At 48.5% G+C, this 25,216-nt stretch carries 17 protein-coding genes and 3 pseudogenes; 9 read left to right on the top strand and 11 right to left on the bottom strand.

Going from position 1 to position 25,216, the window contains the following annotated elements; all coding sequences use genetic code 11:
- Positions 1-494 precede the first annotated feature (494 nt).
- Both ACLD4F_RS08750 and ACLD4F_RS08745 read right to left on the bottom strand, forming a co-directional pair.
- Entirely contained in the window at positions 495-1,391 is an 897-nt protein-coding gene (locus tag ACLD4F_RS08750; RefSeq protein ID WP_076727041.1) for an antimicrobial resistance protein Mig-14, read from the bottom strand.
- Positions 1,392-1,684: 293 nt separating this feature from the next.
- Complete coding sequence (locus ACLD4F_RS08745; RefSeq protein ID WP_023201825.1) at positions 1,685-2,614, bottom strand: VirK family antimicrobial peptide resistance protein; 930 nt, start codon at positions 2,612-2,614, stop codon at positions 1,685-1,687.
- A 518-nt stretch (positions 2,615-3,132) separates the two neighbouring features.
- On the opposite strand from ACLD4F_RS08745, the gene pipB2 reads away from it, so the two are divergent.
- Positions 3,133-4,185, top strand: coding sequence for an SPI-2 type III secretion system effector PipB2 (gene pipB2 / locus ACLD4F_RS08740; protein ID WP_350389711.1), 1,053 nt, complete (start codon positions 3,133-3,135; stop codon positions 4,183-4,185).
- 1,032 nt (positions 4,186-5,217) lie between these two features.
- On the top strand, positions 5,218-7,392 hold the full coding sequence (locus tag ACLD4F_RS08735) for a TonB-dependent siderophore receptor (protein ID WP_411010796.1): 2,175 nt from the start codon (positions 5,218-5,220) through the stop codon (positions 7,390-7,392).
- A 41-nt stretch (positions 7,393-7,433) separates the two neighbouring features.
- Here the strand turns inward: ACLD4F_RS08735 and ACLD4F_RS08730 are convergent, their stop codons facing one another.
- From ACLD4F_RS08730 to hin, 5 genes are all read right to left on the bottom strand, one after another.
- Positions 7,434-8,369 carry an alpha/beta hydrolase gene (locus ACLD4F_RS08730; protein WP_079943997.1) on the bottom strand — a complete coding sequence of 312 codons (936 nt, stop codon included), beginning with the start codon at positions 8,367-8,369 and terminating at the stop codon, positions 7,434-7,436.
- Between the two features lie 31 nt (positions 8,370-8,400).
- A complete protein-coding gene (locus tag ACLD4F_RS08725) occupies positions 8,401-9,645 on the bottom strand; it encodes an esterase family protein (RefSeq protein WP_079981845.1) in 1,245 nt (414 codons plus the stop codon).
- Between the two features lie 109 nt (positions 9,646-9,754).
- Positions 9,755-13,411, bottom strand: a complete 3,657-nt coding sequence (gene iroC, locus ACLD4F_RS08720; RefSeq protein ID WP_411010795.1) for a salmochelin/enterobactin export ABC transporter IroC — start codon at positions 13,409-13,411, stop codon at positions 9,755-9,757.
- 80 nt (positions 13,412-13,491) lie between these two features.
- Positions 13,492-14,607: a salmochelin biosynthesis C-glycosyltransferase IroB gene (iroB, locus tag ACLD4F_RS08715; RefSeq protein ID WP_001221109.1), complete on the bottom strand. Its 1,116-nt coding sequence runs from the start codon at positions 14,605-14,607 to the stop codon at positions 13,492-13,494.
- Between the two features lie 961 nt (positions 14,608-15,568).
- Positions 15,569-16,141 (bottom strand): flagellar phase variation DNA invertase Hin, encoded by a 573-nt coding sequence (hin, locus tag ACLD4F_RS08710; protein ID WP_000190917.1) that lies wholly within the window; start codon positions 16,139-16,141, stop codon positions 15,569-15,571.
- A gap of 91 nt (positions 16,142-16,232) precedes the next feature.
- Between hin and ACLD4F_RS08705 the strand changes: the two genes are divergently transcribed.
- From ACLD4F_RS08705 to ACLD4F_RS08685, 5 genes and pseudogenes are all read left to right on the top strand, one after another.
- Complete coding sequence (locus ACLD4F_RS08705; protein ID WP_411010794.1) at positions 16,233-17,753, top strand: FliC/FljB family flagellin; 1,521 nt, start codon at positions 16,233-16,235, stop codon at positions 17,751-17,753.
- 67 nt (positions 17,754-17,820) lie between these two features.
- The gene (gene fljA / locus ACLD4F_RS08700; RefSeq protein ID WP_080207541.1) at positions 17,821-18,360 is read left to right on the top strand and encodes a phase 1 flagellin gene repressor FljA; all 540 of its coding nucleotides are present in this window, start codon (positions 17,821-17,823) and stop codon (positions 18,358-18,360) included.
- 27 nt (positions 18,361-18,387) lie between these two features.
- Positions 18,388-18,610 (top strand): annotated as a pseudogene (locus ACLD4F_RS08695) (helix-turn-helix domain-containing protein); the annotation flags it as partial.
- A 582-nt stretch (positions 18,611-19,192) separates the two neighbouring features.
- Positions 19,193-19,972, top strand: coding sequence for a hypothetical protein (locus ACLD4F_RS08690; RefSeq protein WP_411010793.1), 780 nt, complete (start codon positions 19,193-19,195; stop codon positions 19,970-19,972).
- An 81-nt stretch (positions 19,973-20,053) separates the two neighbouring features.
- A complete protein-coding gene (locus ACLD4F_RS08685; RefSeq protein ID WP_162297774.1) occupies positions 20,054-20,317 on the top strand; it encodes a hypothetical protein in 264 nt (87 codons plus the stop codon).
- On the opposite strand, the pseudogene ACLD4F_RS08680 reads toward ACLD4F_RS08685, so the two are convergent.
- Positions 20,212-21,083, bottom strand: a pseudogene (locus tag ACLD4F_RS08680) (primase-like DNA-binding domain-containing protein); the annotation flags it as partial. The gene ACLD4F_RS08685 and the pseudogene ACLD4F_RS08680 overlap by 106 nt on opposite strands.
- On the opposite strand from ACLD4F_RS08680, the gene ACLD4F_RS08675 reads away from it, so the two are divergent.
- Both ACLD4F_RS08675 and ACLD4F_RS08670 read left to right on the top strand, forming a co-directional pair.
- On the top strand, positions 20,998-21,300 hold the full coding sequence (locus ACLD4F_RS08675) for an ogr/Delta-like zinc finger family protein (protein WP_080177300.1): 303 nt from the start codon (positions 20,998-21,000) through the stop codon (positions 21,298-21,300). The pseudogene ACLD4F_RS08680 and the gene ACLD4F_RS08675 sit on opposite strands and share 86 nt — an antisense overlap.
- A gap of 16 nt (positions 21,301-21,316) precedes the next feature.
- The gene (locus tag ACLD4F_RS08670; protein WP_156017187.1) at positions 21,317-21,883 is read left to right on the top strand and encodes a phage polarity suppression protein; all 567 of its coding nucleotides are present in this window, start codon (positions 21,317-21,319) and stop codon (positions 21,881-21,883) included.
- A 210-nt stretch (positions 21,884-22,093) separates the two neighbouring features.
- Here ACLD4F_RS08670 and ACLD4F_RS08665 read toward each other — a convergent pair whose 3' ends face one another.
- The 3 genes and pseudogenes from ACLD4F_RS08665 to ACLD4F_RS08655 form a co-directional block, all read right to left on the bottom strand.
- Entirely contained in the window at positions 22,094-22,753 is a 660-nt protein-coding gene (locus ACLD4F_RS08665; protein WP_094885066.1) for an MAE_28990/MAE_18760 family HEPN-like nuclease, read from the bottom strand.
- 11 nt (positions 22,754-22,764) lie between these two features.
- Complete coding sequence (locus ACLD4F_RS08660; RefSeq protein ID WP_080194710.1) at positions 22,765-23,871, bottom strand: DUF262 domain-containing protein; 1,107 nt, start codon at positions 23,869-23,871, stop codon at positions 22,765-22,767.
- Positions 23,868-25,082: pseudogene (locus ACLD4F_RS08655) on the bottom strand (integrase domain-containing protein). The gene ACLD4F_RS08660 and the pseudogene ACLD4F_RS08655 overlap by 4 nt, the downstream one beginning before the upstream one ends.
- Positions 25,083-25,216: the final 134 nt, after the last annotated feature.

Here is a 25,216-nt window from a genome sequence, read left to right as displayed (position 1 = left end):
ATCCCGTGTTAAGGCGATCTTTAAGCCTGTTGTCAGCAAGAACCACTGTACCCGTTCAGTGCTGTTGGCAATAACGTATTGTTTATGCACAAGAGCGTTGTTACAAATAACGTATACATTGAGCATAGACCCCACCCGCATTTTTGTAATGCCATAAAGCAAGGCTACTCCTTTAATCTACTGACGGTATGCCAGGCCAGAAGAGATAAAAGGGTAGTTGTCATCATCATCTGTTCCTGACGCCAGGTTAATGACACACACATATGAAAATGTATAACCGCTGCACGCTTTTTAGCACGTTATCTGTAACATACTGTGTTAATCAATTCCGTAAAACCGAGTGTAGTGTAAGTGAATTTCGAGTAATTGTCATTATGATTATATGGTGGTTAACTTATTTTTCAAATTATGATTAAACTTTCGTTTTTTATCAGTTCATCAGGACTTATGAAAAATCTGGACGTAAAAAACATATTTACGTCCAGGCTTTCTTTTTAGCAAATCGATTTTCCGGTAAAATAGGGGGTCGACCACATGCGCTTATATTCCCATTCAGGCCTTAGTATGCCGATGGAAAAAAGTAATTTTTTTTGTCTTTCCTGGCAGTAATGTCTGGCACGGTTAATATTTAGCCACATTAGTATGCTGCCGGGACTGAGTGGCCTGAACTCATTTTTAATTGCACCATTAGATACGTCAAAGTAGACGTTCATCTGGCTTTCAGATTTCAATACGATATCAAATGCACAGGGTATCCCTTCAATATAAAGAATATGCCCAAACAGAAGGTGATGCAGTTGACTAAAAAAGTTGGCAAGGTTATCAGCGGGATAGCAGGATGAAGTATTGCCGAAACGAGACCGAAATAACTCGATAAAAATATGAGTCAGTTCATCAGAAGAACAATCAGCAACGCTTTTTACACTTCCGCCTTTTTTAAGAAACCGCTGATATTCATTACGGCGTGTTTTTTCAAACTTAGAAGAGAACGTTTCTTTGACCAGACAATTTTGTTTCTTTCTGGCGAGTTTCCATATGGCATTGCGTATTTGTGGCTGATGCAACGCCGAAAGTCGGTTAGTACGATCGGGCAAGAAGCAGCGTAAATCTGGCGCCATCGGAATAAGTATCTCATCTGAAGATAGCGGGAAGGTTCTGCGCGTCAGGATGCCAATATTCTGATCATTACAGATAAAGTAGGCGCCTTTAATCTTATCATCTTCTTTATAGTGGAAGAATTTAAAATGCCAGTTATAGCGCTTCATGAAATAATCCACAATATCTGGGTGCATATTGATACTACCGCCGTATTGCGTAAACACCTCCCGGTATAGGGAAAAGGAAGACGGTTGCCAGCGGGTTAATATACGCTTAACTTCTTGTATTTTCACCAAAACTCCTGACTTAGCTTACTGAAAATTCTATTTTGTATTATTTTTTCGCTCAACCAAATAAAAAAGTGAAAAATGTTTAGCTTGTATTTAATGGTTAACATGCTAATCGATGACGTTATGGTGAAGGGAATAAGATTAAGATGTTGATCATAGCATGAGTGAAAGCGACGGTTTAATGCCGCGCTTTTCACTCGCAAGCCATTCTGTATTTAACCATCCAGTAGCGATACAGATTTCAAAGAGATCCGCTGAACGGTAGCAGGATCTGCGCATCCGCGTATGAAATAGTTCTACCGGGAGAGGCTGTTAACCTCTTGTATTATTGTATCCAGAATATGATAGCGTTTCCGATACTCTGCGCGTTTTTTGCTGGGGATACTTTCAGGCGCTTTACGCATCACCTGTGATGGCAGATGATATAAGGCACCTTTCTTAACGCCGTTTAGCGACTCCCAGAATTCACTATAGCTGGCCACAAAAGTTTTTTTCTTCTGGAATAAGTACCTGAGTTGACGATAAACATGGTTGTTTTCACTTACCGCATAAATCTCGTCGATATTACAGGCCTGCATCAATGTTGCAAAAGCTTCATACAGCATCCGTTTAGGAAAGAGACCGTAACAATCTTTGGTGGCGTTACGTATGACTTGTGGGCCGACATGTTTACTGGGCCCTTGTAACCCGGCAACCAGCGCTATTTGCTTCCCTTCATGGCGGATAAAGGAAAATGATAAACGTGCCAACGGCGTATCATTGAAGCACAGCGTTAATGTCAGCTCACCTTCTCTGTCATAGCCACAGGGACCGCAGTAGATGTCTACCAGAGCGTCGTTTTTTCCTTCAAGGTGAGCGAGCAAGATTTGTTCCTCGGACAGGAGGATCTTTTTAATTTTACTTTCCGGAAAGGACTGAACGAACTGGTAGTGTTCCAGAATAGCTTTTGCCCGGCAACGTATGCTAAGCCCGGTATACAAATAGGGCCGCTGGATTTTTGCCGGCAATAGGGGACGATGAATGATCAGCGTTCTGGGCTGAGACAGATGGCATAATTCATTGAAGTATTTAATTGTCGTTACGGGGTTAATAAGGCAACGTAATACAAATTTATAGCGAAACTTACGCTCTCCCCAGCGTTTATGGCGATAAGGCGTCTGCGCCATGACTTCTTTTAACATTAATAATGGATTATATCTTTCCATATCACTTTGCTGCATCGTCATACTACGTCCCTACTACTCGATAGACTTATAACCGAGACGGTAGCCTGATTGAGTTAAACGTAAAGGCAACGAAGAAGGCCTGTACAGACGACGTTGTTAAACAGTTTATCAATGGTAGCAATAAAACGCCTGAACACGCTTTTTAATAGGTTTTCTGCTAATGAGTGGGATGAGTCCTGAACGTAGTATTAAAACGAATGCCGTGTTTATTATTTTAAATAATGTTTATACTCTAAATAATTCGAGTTGCAGGAAGGCGGCAAGCGAGCGAATCCCCAGGAGCTTACTAAAGTAAGTGACTGGGGTGAGGGAACGCAGCCGCAGCACATGCAACTTGAAGTATGACGAGTATAAGCCAATATATTTATTTGGCTGGTATTGTGTAAGTCAGACAGCAACGCGTCGTGATGCGTGATTATGTAACCAGACGCAAAGGGGGTATTCACCTTATCTCTAAATGCAAATCTATATGATAAATTTTATCATGTACCATGTTGCTCTCTCTGGGAGAAAATATTATGCAGCGTTCACTCGATAGTCTGGCTGGTATGGCTACATCTGCTTTTGGCGCGGGGACTTCTGCTGCTATGCGGCAAGCCACCTCTCCCAAAACCATTCTGGAATATATCATTAACTTTTTTACCTGTGGTGGGGTGCGTCGGAAAAATGAAGCACAGTATAAGGAATTGATAGACACTATGGCTGATACATTGAAAAGTTCAATGCCTGACAGAGGTGCTCCGTTGCCAGAAAACATCATACTGGAGGATATGGATGGGTGTCGTGTCGAATTTAATCTTCCTGGTGAGAATAACGAAGCTGGACAAGTTATTGTACGGGTCAGTAAAGGTGACCATTCTGAGACGAGAGAAATTCCGCTTGCCTCTTTTGAAAAAGTATGTCGAGCTTTACTATTCAGATGCGAATTTTCTCTCCCTCAGGATTCTGTAATATTAACTGCCCAGGGAGGCATGAATCTTAAAGGCGCTGTCCTTACCGGAGCAAATCTGACGGCAGAAAATTTATGTGACGCAGACTTAAGCGGCGCAGATTTAGAGGGGGCAATACTGTTTATGGCGGATTGTGACGGTGCAAATTTTAAGGGCGCAAATCTATCGGGAGCATCATTAGGCGACAGTAACTTAACGAACGCCTGTCTGGAAGATAGCATTATGTGTGGCGCTACCCTCGATCGCGCTAATCTTACTGGCGCCAATTTACAACACACAAGTCTGTTAGGCTGTAGCATGGTAGAATGTAATTGTTCCGGTGCGAATATGGATCACGCTAATGTTTCAGGCTCAACCCTTATACGTGCCGATATGAGCGGTGCGACATTAAAGGGTGCTACTATAATGGCTGCTATTATGGAAGGCGCTGTCTTAACTCGGGCAAACCTGCAAAAGGCTAGTTTTACTGCTACGAACCTGGACGGGGCTGATTTGTCTGAGGCTAATTTAAGAAATACCAGTTTTAAAGATTGTACACTAACCGATTTGCGTACCGAAGACGCCACAATGTCTACAAGTACACAAACACTTTTTAACGTATTTTATAGTGAAAATATTTAGCCCTATTTGACGTAAATCTGAAATAAAAGCAATGTAAGAATGACAATCTGCTACTGAATAGTAGCTGGGAGTAAATTGTTTACAGTATCTTTTATTATTACAGGAGTATGCGACGGTAAAAATATCTGAATAACCATTTCTATTTTCTCAAGTAGAACTTCCAACTAAAGCGAATTGTTTGAAAAGGAAAACGTTATGCCTGGATGTATAAGTGCCTGTTCGTGCGTTGCCAGCCCGACGCCTCCCGAGCCTAAGGATCCCCCTAAGCCTAAGTGGATAGAGTTAAAAGGTTATTGTGTTACATGTACTCATGAGTCTGATATTCGCCCGCCTTCTGAAAGGGAAGACAAACGACAGAGAAAAGTGCAGGCGATTGAACTTTATTGGTTGCGGCGTCTCCTGGACGACTTGGGAATACAAGAAGGTACTTCTCAAGACACGGCAGTAAAACCCACTAACTGTGGGTTGTCATATTTTCCAGTAGCTTCTGGAGAACGAGAAACCGATGTTTGATGGTTTTCTGTCTGCAAAGCGCCTGATAAATATTACCAGGCGCTTTGTATTTTGGCGCCAACATCACTTTCATCATCAAATATCGAATGACTACAATCGTATCCGATCCCGCCATTACCCTGACGGCAAACTGTAAGAACGGTTTGCCGTCGACAGGGAAGCGCCGGTGAACTCTGAACCGCACTATACCATCTTACCTGGGTGTTTATTATCATTAACGCTTTGAAAAATAGTTTTATTTCATCTATTTCTGTTTTGTAAAACCTTCGTTCAGTAGGCGCATTCTGCCACCCTTCCCGGATTTACTGGCAAAGCGGAGCCCGGACAGAGAGTCATATTGCAAAATCCCATTTCCGTTTTTTATTACCAGATTTTTGCGGTCGAAAGATTGCCTTTTTCTTAATTGAATGATAATTATTATCATTAGCATATGATAATAATTACTATATAGACGTAACCTGGCAAGGATGTGAGCTTGAGGGCAACAGCGCTACTTTAGACATTATTTAGGGAATGGGTATGAGAGTTAAGAAGTTCATCTGGTTAATAACCGTGGTTTCTACAGGGGTTAATAGTCCATTATCAGCAGCAGAATCTACTGACGACAACGGCGAAACGATGGTGGTTGAATCCACCGCCGAGCAAGTATTAAAGCAACAGCCGGGCGTTTCGATTATTACTCGTGACGATATTCAGAAGAATCCTCCCGTTAACGATCTTGCCGATATTATTCGTAAGATGCCTGGGGTTAATCTTACCGGCAATAGCGCCTCGGGGACGCGCGGAAATAACCGACAAATTGATATTCGTGGTATGGGGCCGGAAAATACCTTAGTGCTGATTGACGGCGTGCCGGTGACGTCGCGAAATTCGGTTCGCTATAGCTGGCGCGGAGAACGCGACACCCGTGGCGATACAAACTGGGTACCGCCGGAGATGGTAGAACGTATTGAAGTGATCCGTGGGCCCGCCGCCGCTCGCTATGGCTCCGGTGCCGCAGGCGGGGTGGTGAATATCATCACCAAACGCCCCACTAATGACTGGCACGGCTCGCTGTCGCTCTATACCAACCAGCCGGAAAGCAGCAAAGAAGGTGATACCCGGCGGGGTAACTTTAGCCTTAGCGGCCCGTTGGCTGGAGATACGTTGACGATGCGCCTGTACGGTAATCTCAATAGAACCGATGCCGACAGCTGGGATATTAACTCCTCCGCCGGTACCAAGAATGCCGCCGGACGGGAGGGGGTCACCAATAAAGATATTAATAGCGTCTTCTCATGGAAAATGACCCCGCAGCAAATCCTTGATTTTGAAGCGGGATACAGTCGGCAGGGGAATATCTATGCCGGCGATACGCAAAACAGTACTTCAAACGCGGTTACCAAAAGTCTCGCGCAGTCCGGGCGGGAGACCAATCGCCTGTACCGGCAGAATTACGGTCTAACTCATAACGGCATCTGGGACTGGGGGCAAAGCCGCCTGGGGTTCTACTATGAAAAAACCGATAATACCCGCATGAATGAGGGGCTCTCCGGCGGCGGCGAGGGGCGTATTACCAACGACCAGACGTTCACCACTAACCGCCTGACCTCGTATCGCACCAGCGGCGAGGTGAATGTCCCGGTGATATGGCTATTTGAGCAAACGCTCACCGTCGGCGCGGAGTGGAACCGCGATGAACTGAACGATCCTTCCTCTACCAGTCTGACGGTTAAGGATAGCAATATCGCCGGGATATCCGGTTCGGCGGCTAACCGTAGCAGCAAAAATAAATCGGAAATCAGTGCGCTGTACGTTGAAGATAATATCGAACCCATGGCCGGTACCAATATTATTCCGGGTCTGCGTTTTGACTATTTGAGCGAATCCGGGAGTAATTTTAGTCCCAGTCTTAACCTTTCCCAGGAGTTAGGTGAATACGTCAAGGTGAAAGCCGGTATTGCCCGTGCCTTTAAGGCACCGAACTTGTATCAAACCAGTGAGGGGTATTTACTCTATTCGAAAGGCAACGGTTGTCCAAAAGATATTACGTCGGGCGGCTGTTACCTGGTCGGTAATAAGAACCTCGATCCTGAAATTAGCATCAATAAAGAGATTGGGCTGGAATTTACCGTAGACGATTACCACGCAAGCGTCACGTATTTCCGTAACGATTATCAGAATAAGATTGTCGCAGGTGATAAAATTATTGGCAGAAGCGCATCTGGCGCTTATGTATTGCAGTGGCAGAACGGCGGTAAAGCGCTGATTGAAGGTATTGAAGCCAGCATGGCTATTCCGCTGATGCCGGACCGTCTGAACTGGAATACCAATGCGACTTATATGATCGCGTCTGAGCAAAAAGATACCGGCAATCCCTTATCGATAATCCCGAAATATACGGTGAATACCTTCCTCGACTGGACTATCACCAGCGCGCTCTCCGCTAACGTCAACTGGACGTTATACGGCAAGCAAAAACCGCGAACACATGCGGAGTCGCGTAGTGAAGAGACCAAAGTATTGTCCGGGAAAGCGCTGGGGGCTTACTCACTGGTCGGCGCTAACGTTAACTACGATATCAATAAGAACCTGCGTCTTAATGTCGGTATCAGCAATATCTTCGATAAACAGATCTATCGCTCCGCCGAAGGGGCAAATACCTATAACGAACCGGGGCGGGCTTATTATGCCGGTGTGACGGCCTCGTTTTGATGGATTATGCCCGCCGCTGGCGAGCATATTCTGGCGGCGGGTTAATGGCAGCGTGGTTTTTGGCTTGCCGGTTCGCGACTGATATCCAGCAATGCACTGCGAAAAGAGGCGTTAAACATGGGCCCGTGGCCCAGGCCCGGGTAATGCTGCAGGGCCGCGTTAACGCCGTTGTTCTCAAGCGTTCTCACGGTCTCCTGAACTTTTTGCAGGAGCTCGGCCATCTGGCGTTGCCTGCTATCCCCATTCGACGCTGAACCTTCCATTATGATGAGTTTTTTATGGCAGAACAGCGACGGCTTCACTGTCGTAAGGCGATTCAACAGGACAAAGTTATCCCTGCTGAGTGACGGGCTGGCGCTGTAATAGATATGAAAGAAGGATGACGACAGCCAGGAGTCCAAAGCGAACAGGCCGCCATAAGAATGTCCCCATACCCCGCGCCGTTCGGGGTTGATGGTTATTCCTTGTTCCACCTGCGGCGCGATATGTCTCTCCAGTAGCTGGCGGAACGCTGGCCCGCCGCCGGTTTTACGATGAAAACGCGGGTTATTTTCACTGCCTTCGCGATCGATTCCCGGCGCCGGCGTATAGTCATAAGCTCTGCCGTTAAGATCAAACGGCAGGTTAGTCTGATAGCCAATCGCCACAATCACCGGCGGCGAGTGGTCTGCCAGCTGTTTGAGCAGCGTCTCCGGCAGTCTGTCCATCACTGCGTTGCCGTCCAGCATATATAAGACAGGATAACCCGACGGCGGGGCGGCTTTATTGGGGATAGCGGTCCATACCCGGTAATGTCTTGCGCCATCGGCAGATTGAAAGTCATTGACCCTAAAATGGTAATATCCCGAACCTTTATCAGCAATATTCGGTCCTAATGGCTGCATATCCGGCTGCGCATAACTCAGCGCGCTAAAACAAAAACTCACTAAAAATAGCGCCATGCGATAGCACTTGTTGTGGTACTGGCGACCATACATCGGATGTGATTCCTTTTTGGCAGGTGAAGTTTTATCGGGGCAGTAGACGTAATCCGTCAATCAGCGCGCCGCGCCACCAGGCATAATCGTGACCGCCGGTGTACACGCTGCAATGGCTTTCAACGCCGGCGGCGCGCAATTTTTCATGCAACTGTTTGACCTGCGGGACCGTCGAACCTTCCAGCGATCCCACGCACAGATGCGTACGTACGGCTGGCGAGGGCGCGGATAACACATGTTCGCTGACCCATGAGCGCTCTTCTGCGCTGAAATGGGGCGGGCGATTGCGGTTGTCCGGCGTCCACCACATTGAGGGGGAGTGGCTCAGCACCAGGCCGAAGCTCTCTGGCGCGTGGCGGGCCGCCATCAGCGCGGTCACGCCGCCGAGGCTTTGCCCTGCCAGCACCGTTTGTGTACGGTCCGCCCACTGTCGTTCCGGGTATTTGGCGCGAAGGGTTGGCAGCAGGCGTTCGGCAATGTCGAGCACCAGCTCGCGGCGACCGCCGAGGATTGCGACGCGTTCACGCGCATTGATATTATCAACGCCGAGTACGGCCACCGGCGCGATGCGTCCGCTGCGGATGGCGGCGTCAATGGCGGCGCTTACCCCAAGATGGTCGAACCAGATCTCGCCATCCGTGAGTACCAGCAAGCCCAGCGGTTGTTCGACAGGAACGTCAGGAAGATACAGCCGCACACGGCGACGTTGTCCGGCGAGCCGATGCTCTGAGGTGAAAAGCTGCCCGGCGTAAGCGCGACAGCCTGACCACTCCTCCTGTGCCGGGGCATGATCCAACGCCAGAACGGACTCCTGCGCATTGCCCCGAACATTTATTCCCGGCGTGCTGTTCAGCGGGTCCGCCTTCCCGACAAGGGAGGCGAAACGGCTTCCAAGCTGCAACACCGTCTCGTCCGGGGTTTCCGGTGGTATTTCGACCATCGTATAGGAACCGCAGTAGGACGCCGGTAAGCGAAGTGTCAGATGCCAGATATCCGTTGTGGGCAGTTGCGTCATCATACCTTTCGCCACGTTATCTTTATCGGTGACACGGTTCAGGCGAACATAAACCCCCCGCAGAGGAGAGGCGGCACGCCACAGGAAGGTGACTTCCCGTTCATCGTCTGCGCCGTTAATGGCTGTCACCAGCGGCAGTGCGAGCGAGTTTGCTTCTCGCCAGAAGTGAGAAGCGTCAACCTGGCTTCCGGCGGCGAGTTGACGGCGAAGGCGCGTAGCGGTCTGTATAGCGACAGGAGCGACGGGCGGGCTCAGTCTCATTCTTTGTATTCCATCTCGTTTATATTTCGGTCAGTATCAATAGTTAAAGCGGCTGTTACAGGAACAGCCGCTTGCGGGCTTTCTTTTGCGTAAATCGTGGCGATAAAAACTATCCTACGACCTCTCCTTGCGTATCGTGTGTCTGGCCGATGCTGTCCCGCCACAGACGAGCATACAGGCCATGAGCCGCTATCAACTGCTCATGGCTGCCATATTCAGCGATACATCCTTTATCGATTACGACAATCACATCGCAGCGGCGAGCGGTGGTCAGCCGGTGCGCGACGATAAGCGCGATGCGTTTCTCGGTATGCGTCACTCCGGTAAGCGAGGTTATTAAGCGCTCCTCGGCGCTGCGGTCGATACGCGCTGTCGCCTCGTCGAGCAGCAGAATGTGCGCCTGCGCCAGTTGCGCGCGGGCGAGGGCAATCAACTGACGCTGGCCCGCGGACAGATCCGTGCCGCCGTTATTGACCGGAGTACGAAACCCCAGCGGCAGATGTTGCACAGTTTCAAAGAGTCCCGCCCGTCGCGCCGCGATCTCCACCTCCGTGTCGCTGCTGTCTGGCCGCGAATAGCGGATATTTTCGGCAATATCGCCGCTAAATAATGCGACATCCTGAGTGACCAGCCCCGTCTGGCGACGATAATCACTAAGCGACGCGGCATCAATTAGGCGCTCACCGACACGGATTTGCCCGCTGCCAGGAGAGTAGAGCCCGGCCAGCAGCTTGATCAGCGTCGATTTGCCGGCGCCGCTACGTCCGACCACCGCGACTACCGTTCCTGGCGGAATGGTGAGCGAGAGATTATCAAGCACAGGTTGCGTTTTTTCGGGATAGCGGAATGTCAATGCCTCCAGACGTAGCGCGCCGCCAGTGCCAGGCGTTATGGAGGACGGTTCAATATTCTCCGTTTCCTCAGTCGCCAATAGCGCATTGATATGTTTGCCGCTGGCGGTCGCCTGCTGCCAGGAATCAACAATGCCTGACAACTGCTGTACCGGGCCATAAAATTGGCCCAATAGCAGGAAGAACGCCGCCAGTATCCCGGGCGTCATTTCGCCTTCGGCGACCCGGGTCGCTCCGATTAAAAGCACGGCGGCATAGGCAGCCTCGGTACAGAAGGTCAGGAACGGAAAATAGACAGCAAGGTATTTTTGCGCCCGCACGCGGGTGGCGCGGAAGTTGTCTGATAACGCCCGTAGCCTGGCGGCTTCCTGCTTCTGTTGACCGTGTGACTGCACTACCCGCATACCGGAGACCTTTTCCTGAAGCGTACTGTTCACCTTACCAATTTCCAGCCGTGCCTGGGCGTAAGCAGGCGAGCTCAAACGGCGATAAATCCACGTCGCCAGCATTACTACAGGCACGGCGCTTAATGCCGTTAATGCAAGAATGGGGTCAAGCCAGAACATTGCCGCGGCGATAGCGACCATCGTCACGATGCTGGTGGCCGCGCTGGCAAGACCGTTTTGCAGAAATCGGGCGAGTGAATCAACGTCGACGGTCATGCGAGTAAGACGCGAGTCGATGTGCTTCTCGTGCCAGGGAAGACTCAGGCGTAGCAGGTGGCTGAAGCTGCGTAAGCGTACCGTATGCTGTACCGACTCTGCCGCGCGGGCGGCGAAGATCGTTTGCAGCGCATAGCAGCACCAACCGATCGCCACCAGGCACAGCGCGAGCAGGGCGCATATGCCAATAGTCGACATATCCCCTGCGGCAACGCCTGAGTCAATACCGCGCTGCAAAAGCACCAGCACGCCAACGCCTGCGGCGGAATCAAGCGCGATAAGCAGGGCGGCGATGACGAACATCCAGGCTACTGGCGTCAGCAGCGATGAGACTTGACGCCCGTGGCCTGCCAGCGCCATCTGTACGGCGCGTTCTGGAACGCGCGTCATCCGGTCGACAAAACCTTTTCCGGCGGGTGTCTGGCGCTCATGCGCGTCGTCGGATTTTACCGCCTGCGTTGTTGGCCATAGCGTACGTTGTTCTGCCGGGGCAAGGGCGAGAAAATCCCCCTCGCCGCTCATCAGCGAGCGAAACGTCGGACACCTTGCATCCAGCTCCGCCTGGGTACCGATATCCACGACGCGGCCTTTATCCAGCACGACGATCCGATCGGCTAACTGCAGTGTTGAACGGCGGCGTGCAATCACCAGCAGCATATGCTCATTATCGGCATAACGACCAAGAGCCGTGTTAATTTCCGCTTCAGTACCGGCATCGACCGCCGAGGTGGTGTCATCGAGAATCAGCAGTTCCGGCGCGGTAATCAGTGCCCGGGCTAGCGCAATACGCTGGCGTTGGCCGCCGGAGAGGTTGCTTCCGCGTTCGGTCAGTCGGGTGTTGAACCCCTGCGGTAGCGCATTGATGAACCCGCTGGCGCCTGCGGCATCGGCGGCGCGTCGAATGTCGTCCTGAGTCGCTTGCGGGTGCCCATAGGCGATGTTTTCCGCCACCGTACCGGCAAACAGAAACGCGTCTTCAAAAACTACGCCAACGCGACGACGAAGCGCCGTCAGTTTCAGGTCGCGAATATTCTGTTGACCCGTAGTGGTGTTGAGCCATACTCCGCCGGAGGTGGGATCGTAAAAGCGCGCCAGCAACATCAGCAATGTTGATTTCCCGGAGCCGGATGCGCCAACCACCGCCACGGTTTCACCGGCGTGAATGGAAAACGAGATCTCATTGAGGATACGGTTACCGTTGTCGTAGTGGAAACTCATCTTCTCCACGTCCAGCCCGATAATCTGACCCTCAACCGACTCAGTACCGTCTTCCATGCGAGAACGCGTGTCGATAAGCGCGAAGACGCGCTCTACCGACGCCTGTGTGCGCTGTGCGATAACCAAAAACGATGCCAGTACGCGGGTAGGGCCGGTCAGCATAGCGAGAAAACTCGCGAACGCAACGAAGGTTCCCAGATCGATGCGCCCATTCATTACCGACCAGCCGCCATAGCACAGCAGGACGATCTGCCCTATCACCGGTAGCGCCAGCATGGTTGCGCCCGGCATCGCCTGCGAGATAGCGGCGCCGATGCGTACTCGCACCATTTGCCGCGACTGACCATCGAGCCAACGCGTTTCGCGTAACTCCGCCACGCAGGACTTCACCACTGAGATCTGTTCCAATACTTCGCGCATATGCTCCGTCATGTGCGCCAGCCGGTCTGAGGCAAGCCCCGTTTGCGCGAAAACACGGCGACGGGCGCGCAGGGCGGTAATAGCAAGGGCGGCCAGTACGCAAATCACGATAAGCGTCATGGATGGCGACATCCATAGCATCACCGCGATACCGGCCACATAGTAAGTGAGCACCGCCAGCGGCACCGGACACATCTGTAGCAAGGTGTGTACCTGTTGAAGATCGCTGTTGGTACGCGAAATGACCTGCCCGGTACGCAAGGCGTCCTGGCCTGCGCCGTCCAGTTTTTGAATACTGTCGAACGCACGGCTACGTAACGTATGCTGAACCCACAACGAGAGTTCTCCGGCATAGCCGCGGCGCACGTAATTCCCGATAAAATCAAAAAGGGCAATTAACAGCAGGCCGCAGGCAAGTAACGGCAGGTGGGTCGTATCGCCTGCTATCGCGTCATTGACGGCCTGACGCGTTATTAGCGGCGTCAGCGCAGCCAGTAAAATGGTCGATACTGATGCTACGATGACAATGATGCTCAGTGTTTTACGTTCCCAACACACGCGGGCAAGGCGAACTATCCAGGCACGAGCGGGCATGGGGGAATGAGTCGCGGGCATTAAGCCTCCTTATCGGTGAAAGATGAGATATGGCGACACACGCTGGGTTCAGCCGCCATATTGTCATTGCGCTGCCGCGGTTAGCCGTGTTGCAGCATGGCGATCAGTTTTTTTGCCACCTCGGTCGGGCAAGGCTGGGCCGCCATTTCCGCCGCGACCTCCTGCGACGCCTCGCGAAGCGCGTGATTACCGAGGAAGGTATTGATCATGCTGCTCGTAAGTCCGCTCTTACCGGGAATAATTCCGCATCCGCGCTCGACCACGGCGCGGGCATTGACGGGTCTGTCGGCACCCTGACCAAAGACTATCTGCGGAATGCCGGCATGTAGCGCCGTCAGGGTGTTGCCTGCGCCGCCATGGTGGATAAAACCGTCGGCGCCGTTAAGGAAAACGCCCATCGGAAGCCAGTCGACCAGACGGACATTCGGCGGCAGTGAACGTAAATCCGAGCGGGCGTTTGCCGGAAGATGCAGGATGATTTCGGCATCTACTTCGCCGGCAGAATCCATTACCCAGGAAATCAGATCCAGGCCATCCACCATCGGTTTGACGGTGCCGAGGCTGACCAGAAGACGCTTGCGATCAGGTGTACGTTCCCACCATTCTTCCCAGACGGCGCCGCCGTTATACGGGACGTATTGCATGGAGATAACCGGCTCTCCGTCATTTTGCAGTATGCTCATGCTGGGCGGTGTGACGTCTATCCACGCCAGATCTCTTGGTGGCGCGCTGACCCCATGGCGGCGGTAGGCATTAGAAAGTGATTTCGTCACGCCTTTGATGTGCCAGGGCGTATGACCGAAGCCGACGGTTTGCATCACTACCGGAATGTCATACTTGGCGGCAATCAGTGGTCCAACGACCCCAAGGGGAGGGTAGACGATGAGATCTGGCCGCCACTGCCCGGCGAACGCGACCAGTGGGTCAGTCATCTCTTCGCTGAAGAATGAGAAGTTCCCCATTTTTGTTCCAATGTTATTTTCTTTTCGTAATGCCTCCTGACGGCGATAACCCGCTTCCGAATCGAAACCAGGCGCAGCGTCAAATACCACCAACCCAGCTTCGGCTGCTTTCTGTGCAAATTTGCCACCGCTTGCAATCAGTACTTCATGGCCATTAACACGAAACGCTTGCGCCAGGGACAGCACAGGGTATAGCAGTCCATACAGTGGCGGACCGACAAACAGAATACGCATGAGAAATCCTCTCTCTCCACGTCATAAATCGAACAAGTCTTTAATGAGAATGATAATAATTACCAATATCATTTGGAAAATGCAATAACTAATACGACACTTGATCATGTGATGATTTTTTGCGTAAAAATCGGGAAAGAGGAGAGCGTTAAGCGGTGAAGTTTGGTTTCAGGCTTATTTACGTGCGTATGGTCGCAAAGGCAAAGCGCCAGGATTGGGGAACTGGATTCGAATACCAGACGCCCGTGGATTATTAATGATAACTTCGCAAATAACCTTTCAGACAATGAGGTAAACGTACCGACAACAAGGTAACGGGAAACGTCGGTAGTTGTATTGATAACGCGTTGCGGGGCAATTTAATGGTATCCGGCGGCAGATCGTGTTCTGTGCAGACTTTACGGCGTTAAATCCCGTATCACCTGCGAGCCTGGACTATCTCTGTGGTATCAACTCTGTAGTAATTTTGTCCCCTTCGTCTTCATTAGCCAATGAAACCGGCTTTAACGTCACCGTTCGAATGTTGCGAACGAACAGCTCCTTATGCGGATATCGTCACCGCTCTGCGATTTTTATAGCGCATCAGCCACACGATTTATTGGTTCTTGAAAACCAAGGTTTTTGATAACCAATGTTATGCCAGGCTTACCTGTGTCATCCAGGTTATCGACACTTAAGGCATAAACTTTACTACTTTTTCTATCCGTAAATGCTTACATCTAACAGTTTGATTAAAAAGCCTTTCTATGTGAACACTGCGTCTGGTAGTGTTTTGAGCGATGTCGTCTATAGCTGGATATAACATAGGCTTTATCGTGAGTGTGTTATACTATATATGTTAATGCGTTGAATTTTTTCTCTTTTTTATTAGATGCTGTCTTTTTCGTATACCCTTTCGGTTTATTCATGCCATACGTCTGTATTACAAAAATGTTATATCCATCCTGTTGTAATTTTTATTTTAATTCATTCGTTTTTTTATACGATTTGCCGGAAAGTATCTGTATAAGGTGGATACGCCAATACCAAAAATAATAGCTAATTGCTGCCGAGGATGGCCTTTCTCTAATAGCCGGCTAATCTGTTCCTGTTCATGTCTATTGATCGCCCGAGGGCGCCCTCCCAGTCGTCCTTGCGCTCTGGCGGCAGCCAGTCCGGCAAGGGTTCGCTCGACAATTAATTCTCGCTCCATCTCGGCCAGTGCTGACATTACATGAAAAAAGAATCGCCCCATCGCGCTACTGGTATCAATACTATCGGTTAAAGAATGGAAGTGAGCTCCACGTTCATGTAATTCTGATATTAACGCCACCAGGTTTTTCACGCTGCGGCCCAGTCTGTCTAATTTCCAGACGACAAGAGTATCGCCTTTATTTACATACTTTAGCGCTCGTTTCAGGCCGGGGCGGTTTGCAATCTTGCCACTGATACGGTCCTCAAAAATGCGGTCACAATTTGCACTAGTAAGAGCATTACGCTGTAAATCGATATTTTGGTCAATTGTTGACACCCGAATATACCCAATAGTAGCCATGATTTTCTCCTTTACATCAGATAAAGAAGAATTTTAGTCGCTTTTCTCATGGGAGATTGTTTTATCAAAAACCTTCCAAAAGGAAAATTTTATGGCACAAGTAATCAACACTAACAGTCTGTCGCTGCTGACCCAGAATAACCTGAACAAATCCCAGTCCGCACTGGGCACCGCTATCGAGCGTCTGTCTTCTGGTCTGCGTATCAACAGCGCGAAAGACGATGCGGCAGGTCAGGCGATTGCTAACCGTTTCACCGCGAACATCAAAGGTCTGACTCAGGCTTCCCGTAACGCTAATGACGGTATCTCCATTGCGCAGACCACTGAAGGCGCGCTGAACGAAATCAACAACAACCTGCAGCGTGTGCGTGAACTGGCGGTTCAGTCTGCTAACAGCACCAACTCCCAGTCTGACCTCGACTCCATCCAGGCTGAAATCACCCAGCGCCTGAACGAAATCGACCGTGTATCCGGCCAGACTCAGTTCAACGGCGTGAAAGTCCTGGCGCAGGACAACACCCTGACCATCCAGGTTGGTGCCAACGACGGTGAAACTATCGATATCGATCTGAAGCAGATCAACTCTCAGACCCTGGGCCTGGATTCACTGAACGTGCAGAAAGCGTATGATGTGAAAGATACAGCAGTAACAACGACAGCTTATGCCGATAATGGTACTACACTGGATGTATCGGGTCTTACTGATGCAGCTATTAAAACGGCTACGGGTGGTACGACTGGTACGGCTTCTGTAACCGGTGGTGCGGTTAAATTTGACGCAGATAATAACAAGTACTTTGTTACTATTGGTGGCTTTACTGGTGCTGATGCCGCCAAAAATGGCGATTATGAAGTTAACGTTGCTACTGACGGTACAGTAACCCTTGCGGCTGGCGCAACTAAAACCACAATGCCTGCTGGTGTGACAACTAAAACAGAAGTACAGGAGTTAACAACTACACCGGTAGTTGCTTCAGCAGATGCTAAGAATGCCTTAATCGCTGGCGGCGTTGACACTGCCGATGCTAATGCCGCGACATTGGTCAAAATGTCTTATACCGATAAAAATGGTAAGACAATTGAAGGCGGTTATGCGCTTAAAGCTGGCGATAAGTATTACGCCGCAGATTACGATGAAGCGACAGGAGCAATTAAAGCTAAAACCACAACTTATACTGCTGCTGACGGCACTACCAAAACAGCGGCTAACCAACTGGGTGGCGTAGATGGTAAAACCGAAGTCGTTACTATCGACGGTAAAACCTACAATGCCAGCAAAGCCGCTGGTCATGATTTCAAAGCACAACCAGAGCTGGCTGAAGCAGCCGCTAAAACCACCGAAAACCCGCTGCAGAAAATTGATGCCGCGCTGGCGCAGGTGGATGCGCTGCGCTCTGACCTGGGTGCGGTACAGAACCGTTTCAACTCCGCTATCACCAACCTGGGCAATACCGTAAACAACCTGTCTGAAGCGCGTAGCCGTATCGAAGATTCCGACTATGCGACCGAAGTCTCCAACATGTCTCGCGCGCAGATTCTGCAGCAGGCCGGTACTTCCGTTCTGGCGCAGGCTAACCAGGTCCCGCAGAACGTGCTGTCTCTGTTACGTTAATTTATTTCGTTTTATTCAGCCCCGTGAATCCGGGGCTTTTTCATTCAGCATAGATGAATATATCTTTATGGAATGTATAGCTGTAAATGATATTTCCTACGGGCGAGAGGCTGAAATATGGCCGCGGGATTATTCTATGCTTGCTCGTCGAGTTCAATTTCTACGTTTTAATGATATCCCTGTTCGATTGGTGAGTAATAATGCCCGGATAATCACAGGCTACATTGCGAAGTTTAATCCGAGGGAAAATTTGATTCTGGCTTCGGATAAGCCTAAAGGAAATAATCGCATTGAAGTTAAATTAGAGTCTCTGGCAATTCTTGAAGAATTATCAGGTAATGACGCTTTTAATCTTTCGTTGGTGCCGGCTGACGAATTTAATCTTCAGCAATATACTCCATCAAGAAGAGATTATTTCTCGATTTGCAATAAGTGCTATAAACAGGGAGTCGGTATCAAAATCTATATGAAGTATGGACAGGTTTTGACTGGTAAAACGACAGGTGTAAATGCGTGTCAGGTTGGTGTGAGGAAATCCAATGGCAATCATATGCAAGTTATGTTTGACTGGGTGAGCAGGATCACGTCTTCGGACTACGCTGAATAACGCCTACGGTAATAAAAAATTCCGTGAGAAAATATTGCTCCTGGAGGAACAGAGACCATTCGACAGCGCATAGATAGTTTCGCCGCTGCTCGTGCCACTACGGCCAGGACGCTTAAAGCAGCTGACAGAAAAGAATTGATCATTAAAGCTTCGCAAAGAAGGTCTGCTGAATCTTCGCAAATCTATGGATACCGTAGCCCAACATCCTGGCGTCTCACGGGTAACTGCTTATCTTTATGCTCGACAGTCTGACTGCGAGCTTTGCCCCAGCCAGGCAGGACTCTCAGTGAGTGTTCTATTTTCTTTGACTCTCGTATTCCAATTCTTTCGGGAGTTATTGGTGAGACTTTTGGCGTTTTGCCCTGTCACCCATCGCGTCATTTGACGTCAATGCCCGTGAGGCTCTCTACAATCCTCACCAGGCGGCAATAGATGTAAAAAAGCCCGCAGAGCTTGTGCTGTGCGGGCTTAGTGAACTTCATTGGCCGGCGGAATCTGAATACTATTTTCAACCTAATGTTTTTATTGTTGATTTGCCAATTCAACTTTCATTTGTATACCTAAGCGTATACCAATGGTGATTTGTTGCAATACTTTCTGTGGTTAAGCGAAATTGTTTTTGAATAGATCACATAAGAAAAAACTTTTTTACGGAAAACTGTTCACACTGGTCACTCGCCATCATTTATCTTTAATTTCAATTTGATACATGATGAACAGTCCGTGAACAGTGAACACTTTACTGTTCACTTTTGCATTCTCGCAGGAAGAATTGTCTTTTACCCAAAATGGATGTATACCAGTAATTTCCACTACTTACAGTGAGTTAGGCATGAAACTACAATCCTCATGTCCAGTGTGTTTGAAGGAATTCATTACAAATCAAATGATTGGCACTAGTGAAAGCTCTCTTCCTATGATTACGAACTTGTCGTCAGTTGGATTCCGAGAGGATGGCAGATATGAAATGACGTGCCTTAAAGGGCATACCTCCATCACGTTTTTACAACAACACAAATTCGAAATTCTTTTCGATATTGGCGCATATGCAATCATCGATGGTTACTATCGAGAGGCAGTTTCATCATTTACTTCTTCATTGGAAAGATTCTATGAGTTCTTCATAAAAGTAGTATGCATTTCGAAAGGTATCAGTGAATCGAAAGTGGTTGAAGCATTGAAAGAAGTTTCAAATCAATCAGAAAGACAACTAGGTGCATTCATATTCCTACATCTATTGGAATTAGGTTGTAAACCCACTTTGCTCAATAATAATAAAATAAAATTTCGTAATGGGGTCATTCATAAAGGAATGATTCCGAGTGAGGAGCAGGCTTTAGAATATGGACAAGCTGTTCTTGACGTGATTCGCCCACTGCTTAAAATACTTAAAGAAAACTATAGCGAAGCTATATCAACGGCCGTTTTTCAATATTTAAATAGTATCAGAAACCCGTCTGATGATGGTGTACCAGTTTCCACTATGTGTCTTACGACAATTTTAAGTCTTTCTTATGCCGAACCGGCCCATGAGACTCAAAGTTTGAGTGAGGCAATTTCACAAATGAAGAATTGGAAATCGATAGTAGAAAACACAGTTTTCCCCGAGTGAAATTGATTCAATAGATCGCGATTGGTAGACTGCAGGGGGTATGTTTAGGCATTGGTTCTGTGATGAAATCGAGGCCAGGTAATGAAAAAACTTTTTTTACGGAAAACTGTTCACGCGCCATTATTTATCTTTAATTTCAATGTGATATATGGTGAACGGTCCGTGAGCAGTGAACGCTTTACTGTTCACCTTCCGGGATTTCAGATAAAAAAAGACCGGCTGATGCCGGTCCGGGTAGGTTATGTTGCGGTGGTTTCGTCGCACTGGGGCAGCCAGTCGTCGTTACTTTCCTCTCTGAGCGCAAGATTCGTCTGCATCCCCTGTTTTGTTCGCCGCCTGGCGTAATTCAGCCCGTATTCTTTCAGCATGGCTGGCAACCCCTTACGAACATAGTCAGGCTCAGGGTATTCCTGTAGCCGTGGGCTTCCATATACGCCAGATAGGCATGATATAAATACAGACGCGGCTGACGCGGAATGATGTTGGCATTGCCAATATACATACCGTCAGGCTCCGGCAGTGCCTCCAGATAGCTACAAAAATCAAATGCCTGGTCGGCGTCGCGCTTGATGCTGAGCGCCTCGTCGGAGTTCTGCTGTGACTGGAGCAAGGGGGGGGCGGTCATCGGGTCGCTGAACTTCTGCATTAGCTGGCGCACAATCACGGCCAGCTCGCGGGCGATTTTGTTCTTGAGCTGCGGGTCGCGTTCCTTCGGGGCAATCTGTTCCGGGAAATGCAGGATCACCCGGCGACGGGAAACACCGCCGCTACGGTCGGTAAATCGCATCGGGTTATTGTTCACGGCCAGAATCACCGCCGGAATATGGGTGGAGTACGCATCCTTGTATTTCGGGTCAACGGAGACCGCATCCCCGCCGGTGATGGCCTTGAGTCCTGTCCCGTCACCGCTCCACTTTTCCTGGTCAGGCAGACGAATCAGCGAGAAGCCAATCAGCGCAGCACGTTCACGTGGTGATTCCAGCGTTTCGATGGTGGCCGATGTGGCGTTATCTTCCCCGGCAAGCATGGTCGCAATTTCGGCCAGAATACTTTTGCCACTGCCACCAGGCCCGGTCACCTCAAGAAAGAGCTGCCCATTCTGCCGCACGGCGGCCCACGTTTGCACCAGCCGCTATATGTCTGACAACGTCAAAGAGAGTTACCTGCAGTGTCAGAATGTGCACTGCTCGGCGACATTCAAAACGCATGAGTCCATCTTTGAAGTGATACGTTCCCCGGTCGTCGATGAGAAACCTGCGCCGGTGCCGACAGCCCCCGTTGCACCCCGCTGGGTAAAAGGCTGCTACAGCTCGCCGTTCCGCCACTAATCAGGAGAGACAACCCGTGACCACCCTGACCTTACAGCAGACCTATGAAGCCTGTCACACAAACAAAACCGCGTGGCTGAACCGTAAAACCGAACTGGCCGCCGCAATGCAGGAATATCAGGAATTATTGCCGGATGACAACGCATCAGGCTCTCGCAGATTACAGTCGCTGCGTGACCTGATTGACGTAAAAAAATGGGAGGTTAATCAGGCCGCCGGTCGCTACATCTTCTCGCACGAGGAAGTGCAGCGCATCAGCATCCGTAACCGGCTGCATGATTTTATGCAGCAGAACGGCGCAGAGCTGACCGCCGCACTGGCACCGGAGCTGATGGGGATTAAAAACCAGCCCGCGATGATAAAAAATCGCGCGATTGACCGTTCAGTCTCTTACCTGAGAGAAGCTCTTTCCGTCTGGCTGGCCGCAGGAAATGAAATTAATTATTCTGCACAGGATAACGACATTTTAACGGCCATCGGATACAGGCCTGACGCGCCTTCGCAGGATGATAATCGTGAAAAATTCACCCCTGCACAGAACATGATTTACACCCGTCGACGCGCCGGACTGGCCGCGCAGTAGCCTGTCAAAAAATCCCCGTAAATCCCGTCATTTTTCCCGAATTAAGCCATGCATCCAAAGGGTGCATGGCTTTGCATACGTTTTCCCGCCTCTGTACTCACTGCCAGCGCCAGTCGCGGTGCGGCCTGAGGCCACCTTTGCTCCTGCATTAAAAGCGGTCCCTTAAGCGGGCAGGCGTGGCGGGGAGAGCATTGCGCGCGTGAGCAGTACTTATTGATTAATTTGCACTGGTTTTAAGTATTTTCTAGTGGAAGCATTGTTAAGTACCTCATTTTTAAATGTTCGCATTAAAGTAAGTGTTTCTTTAGATAAATTACGCCATTCATTAGCATCTATATCTAGATATTCTCCATGTGCTATGCAGTTCCTTCTCTTTAAGAGACTCTCATCAATGAAGTTGTATTTTGTATTGAAGTGTTCAACAGACACCCCAATGCTTTTAGCAATGTTATCAAAGACATGTGATTTTAAGTTTGATTCTGTTTGTATTGCTGAATCAAATTTGAGAATGGCTTTTTCTTTTTGTCCTGTAAGTATAAATTTCAAAGATTCAGAAATGATGTCATGCTTATTTGTGCTAGTTATTTCAAAAAGCTTCTTACGCATGCCTAATACTATTAAACAATCTTCTAGCTCAGAATAATTAAGTTTCAGATTTGATATGTATTCGATATACATAGCAGCTGAATTTTTAATAAAACCTTCCCAATGAGCATACAAAAGTGGGATTGAGGCTCGAATTATTGTTCTCTGAGCTAATGATGAACTTTTGTCAATGGAGGCCGTAAGATGAGCGATCTCCTTGATTCTCCAAGCCATCTCCGTATCAACGTAATCTTGGAATCCCTCAAGAGTTCTGATTTTGCTCATAGTACCATACCTTACGGCTTAAAATATTCTGATGCGAAAGGTAACAGGTTGGCTAACCTAGTTGTGCCTCTAACGCCAGCACCAGAGTTATTAGTAAAATCAACTTCATCCCAAAGGCCTTTGACCTTTTGAGTAATGAAATCATTTCTGGTTGCATCAGGCTGTAATGCTATGATGGCATCATAATTATTTTGAATGCCGTTAGTGATAGTTTCAAATAAGGAAATTAAAAACTTTCCTTTAAATGATTGACCATCCCATTTTTTAAATGCTTTTTCTTGGAATATATCATTCAGAAGTGTAAATACATTTTGAAAAATATGCTCTTCCGCTGTTAAATCTATTTGTGACTTGCACATTTCAACTAATGCATAATCTAAGTGTTCATGAACATCCATTCCAGGTACGTATGGGAAATGTTTGTATGCGAAGAATTTTAATGTAAGCTCCATATTCGCTTGTCGTTCGATAGCTTCCTGTGTCTGATTTGTAGTACTCACAAAAGCGGGAAATTCAGAGCATCGTTTAAGCCACTGATATAAGGCAGAATTAAGCATTACAGCAATACAGTTTCTAACTTCTTGTTCCGAAAGGTTTGCACCGCCAGTATTCAAACGTTGAAATAATTCATATTTGGCATACGGATCGCTGCCTTTTCTTAATATCTCTACCCTAAGTCTAGCTCTTTTTATTTCAAGTTGAAGTGACTTGCCTATTTCATTATCGGGGTTAGTTGCATCGCTCCATTTTTTGTTGGAAAGACTCGGTAGAAATTGTGTCCCATTTAATATTGAGCCGGGAAGAACTTCGTTATTTGTGCTGTCGCGCAGTAACCCGGAAAACTCTAATATAGTAGAGACGCGCTGTAAACCATCAATGAGTTCCCAAACCCCATCGTCATCCTGGTGAACGAAAATTGGAGGTATAGGAATTCCTAATAACAACGACTCGATAAAGCGTGTTTTTTGTGAAAGCTCCCAGCGAAATAATCTTTGATAATCTGGAGATATAATTAATTCATTATCTCTGTAAAGATTCATTATTTCACCAACAGACATATCATATCCATCGGAAATGATTTGTTTCTTTGAATCGTTTACTTCATCTTCTAAGCTCATGAATTTTCCTTAGTAATAGTTGCAGTAGAGTAAACTTTTAAACCCCACCAAGCCATAAGTTCAATTTTCTTATCTAAATACGTAGCTCTATTGTAAGCTCTCCTAACTTCATTTTTATCCATATGTGCAAGAGATGATTAGATAACATCTGGATTAAATCCTGCTTCATTCAGCGTTGTGCTCGCTATTGACCTTAACCCATGAGCAACCAGTTTTCCACTATAGCCAATTCGTTTTAAAGCTGCATTAGCAGTCTGGCTATTCATTGGTTGTTTAGGGTCATTTCTGCTTGGGAAGACATGCTCACGATGCGCACTAATAGGTTTCATTACCTCTGGAATGTCTAATGCCTGAGGAGACAAAGGTAAGATGTGCTCTCGCTTAGCCTTCATTCGTTCGGCTGGAATCGTCCAGAGTTTTGTATCAAGGTCGATTTCTGTCCATCGAGTGCCGGAAGCCTCTGAGGGGCGAGCGAGCGTAAGGAGTTGCCATTCAATTAGGCAGCGAGTCGAAACAAATAGATTTGACATGACTAGCGAACGCATCAGCTTAGGCAATTCTTCTGGTCGCAACGTCGGCATGTTTTGCTTTTTGGGTTTCTCAAAAGCCATACCAATACCTGACGCTGGGTTGGCAGCAATCAAGCCAGTGTTAACCGCATAAATCATTATTTCGTTGATACGCTGTACCAGTCTACGAACTGTCTCCAGCGCCCCACGTGCTTTGATCGGTTCAAGGGCTTCAACCGGTGTTCTGGCTTTGATTTGCTGGACAGGGATCTCCCCGATGGCTGGAAATACGTCTTTTTCCAGTGGACGCCATATATCTTTAGCGTAATCAGGGGTAACGCTTTTGCTTTTGAGCTGGAACCAGTTAGCGGCGACCGTTGAAAAAATACTGTCCAGAGCGATTTGCTGCTGTTCCTCTGCAACTTCAGCTTGAATTTGCGGGTCGATTCCGTTGGCTAATAAGGCAAGGTAATCAGCTCTTAATCCTCGGGCATCAGCAAGCGAAAGGGCAGGGAATGCACCGAGCCCCATCATTGTCCGCTGTTTTGTCGCCGGACGTTGATAACGGAAGCGCCAGAGCTTTTTCCCGCTGGTTTTCACTATCAGGAAAAGGTCATCGCCATCATGCAGCGTTAGATCCTTCTCTAACGCTTTAGCACGCAGAACTTCGGTGTTGGTTAGGGAGCGCGTTGTCCGTGCCACTGTGTCCGCTCCTTCATGAATTGGTATACGCTTTTAGGTATACATCCTACCGTATACCTAAACGTATACCAATAATCACCGGATTTAACCGGATGTTCTCGGACAACGACAGACACAAAAAAGCCCGCAGGGCT

The organism is Salmonella sp. 741265050_HSA (genome assembly GCF_046569445.1).
GTDB classification, from domain to species: domain Bacteria; phylum Pseudomonadota; class Gammaproteobacteria; order Enterobacterales; family Enterobacteriaceae; genus Salmonella; species Salmonella enterica.
This window is presented reverse-complemented; position numbering and strand designations above follow the sequence as displayed.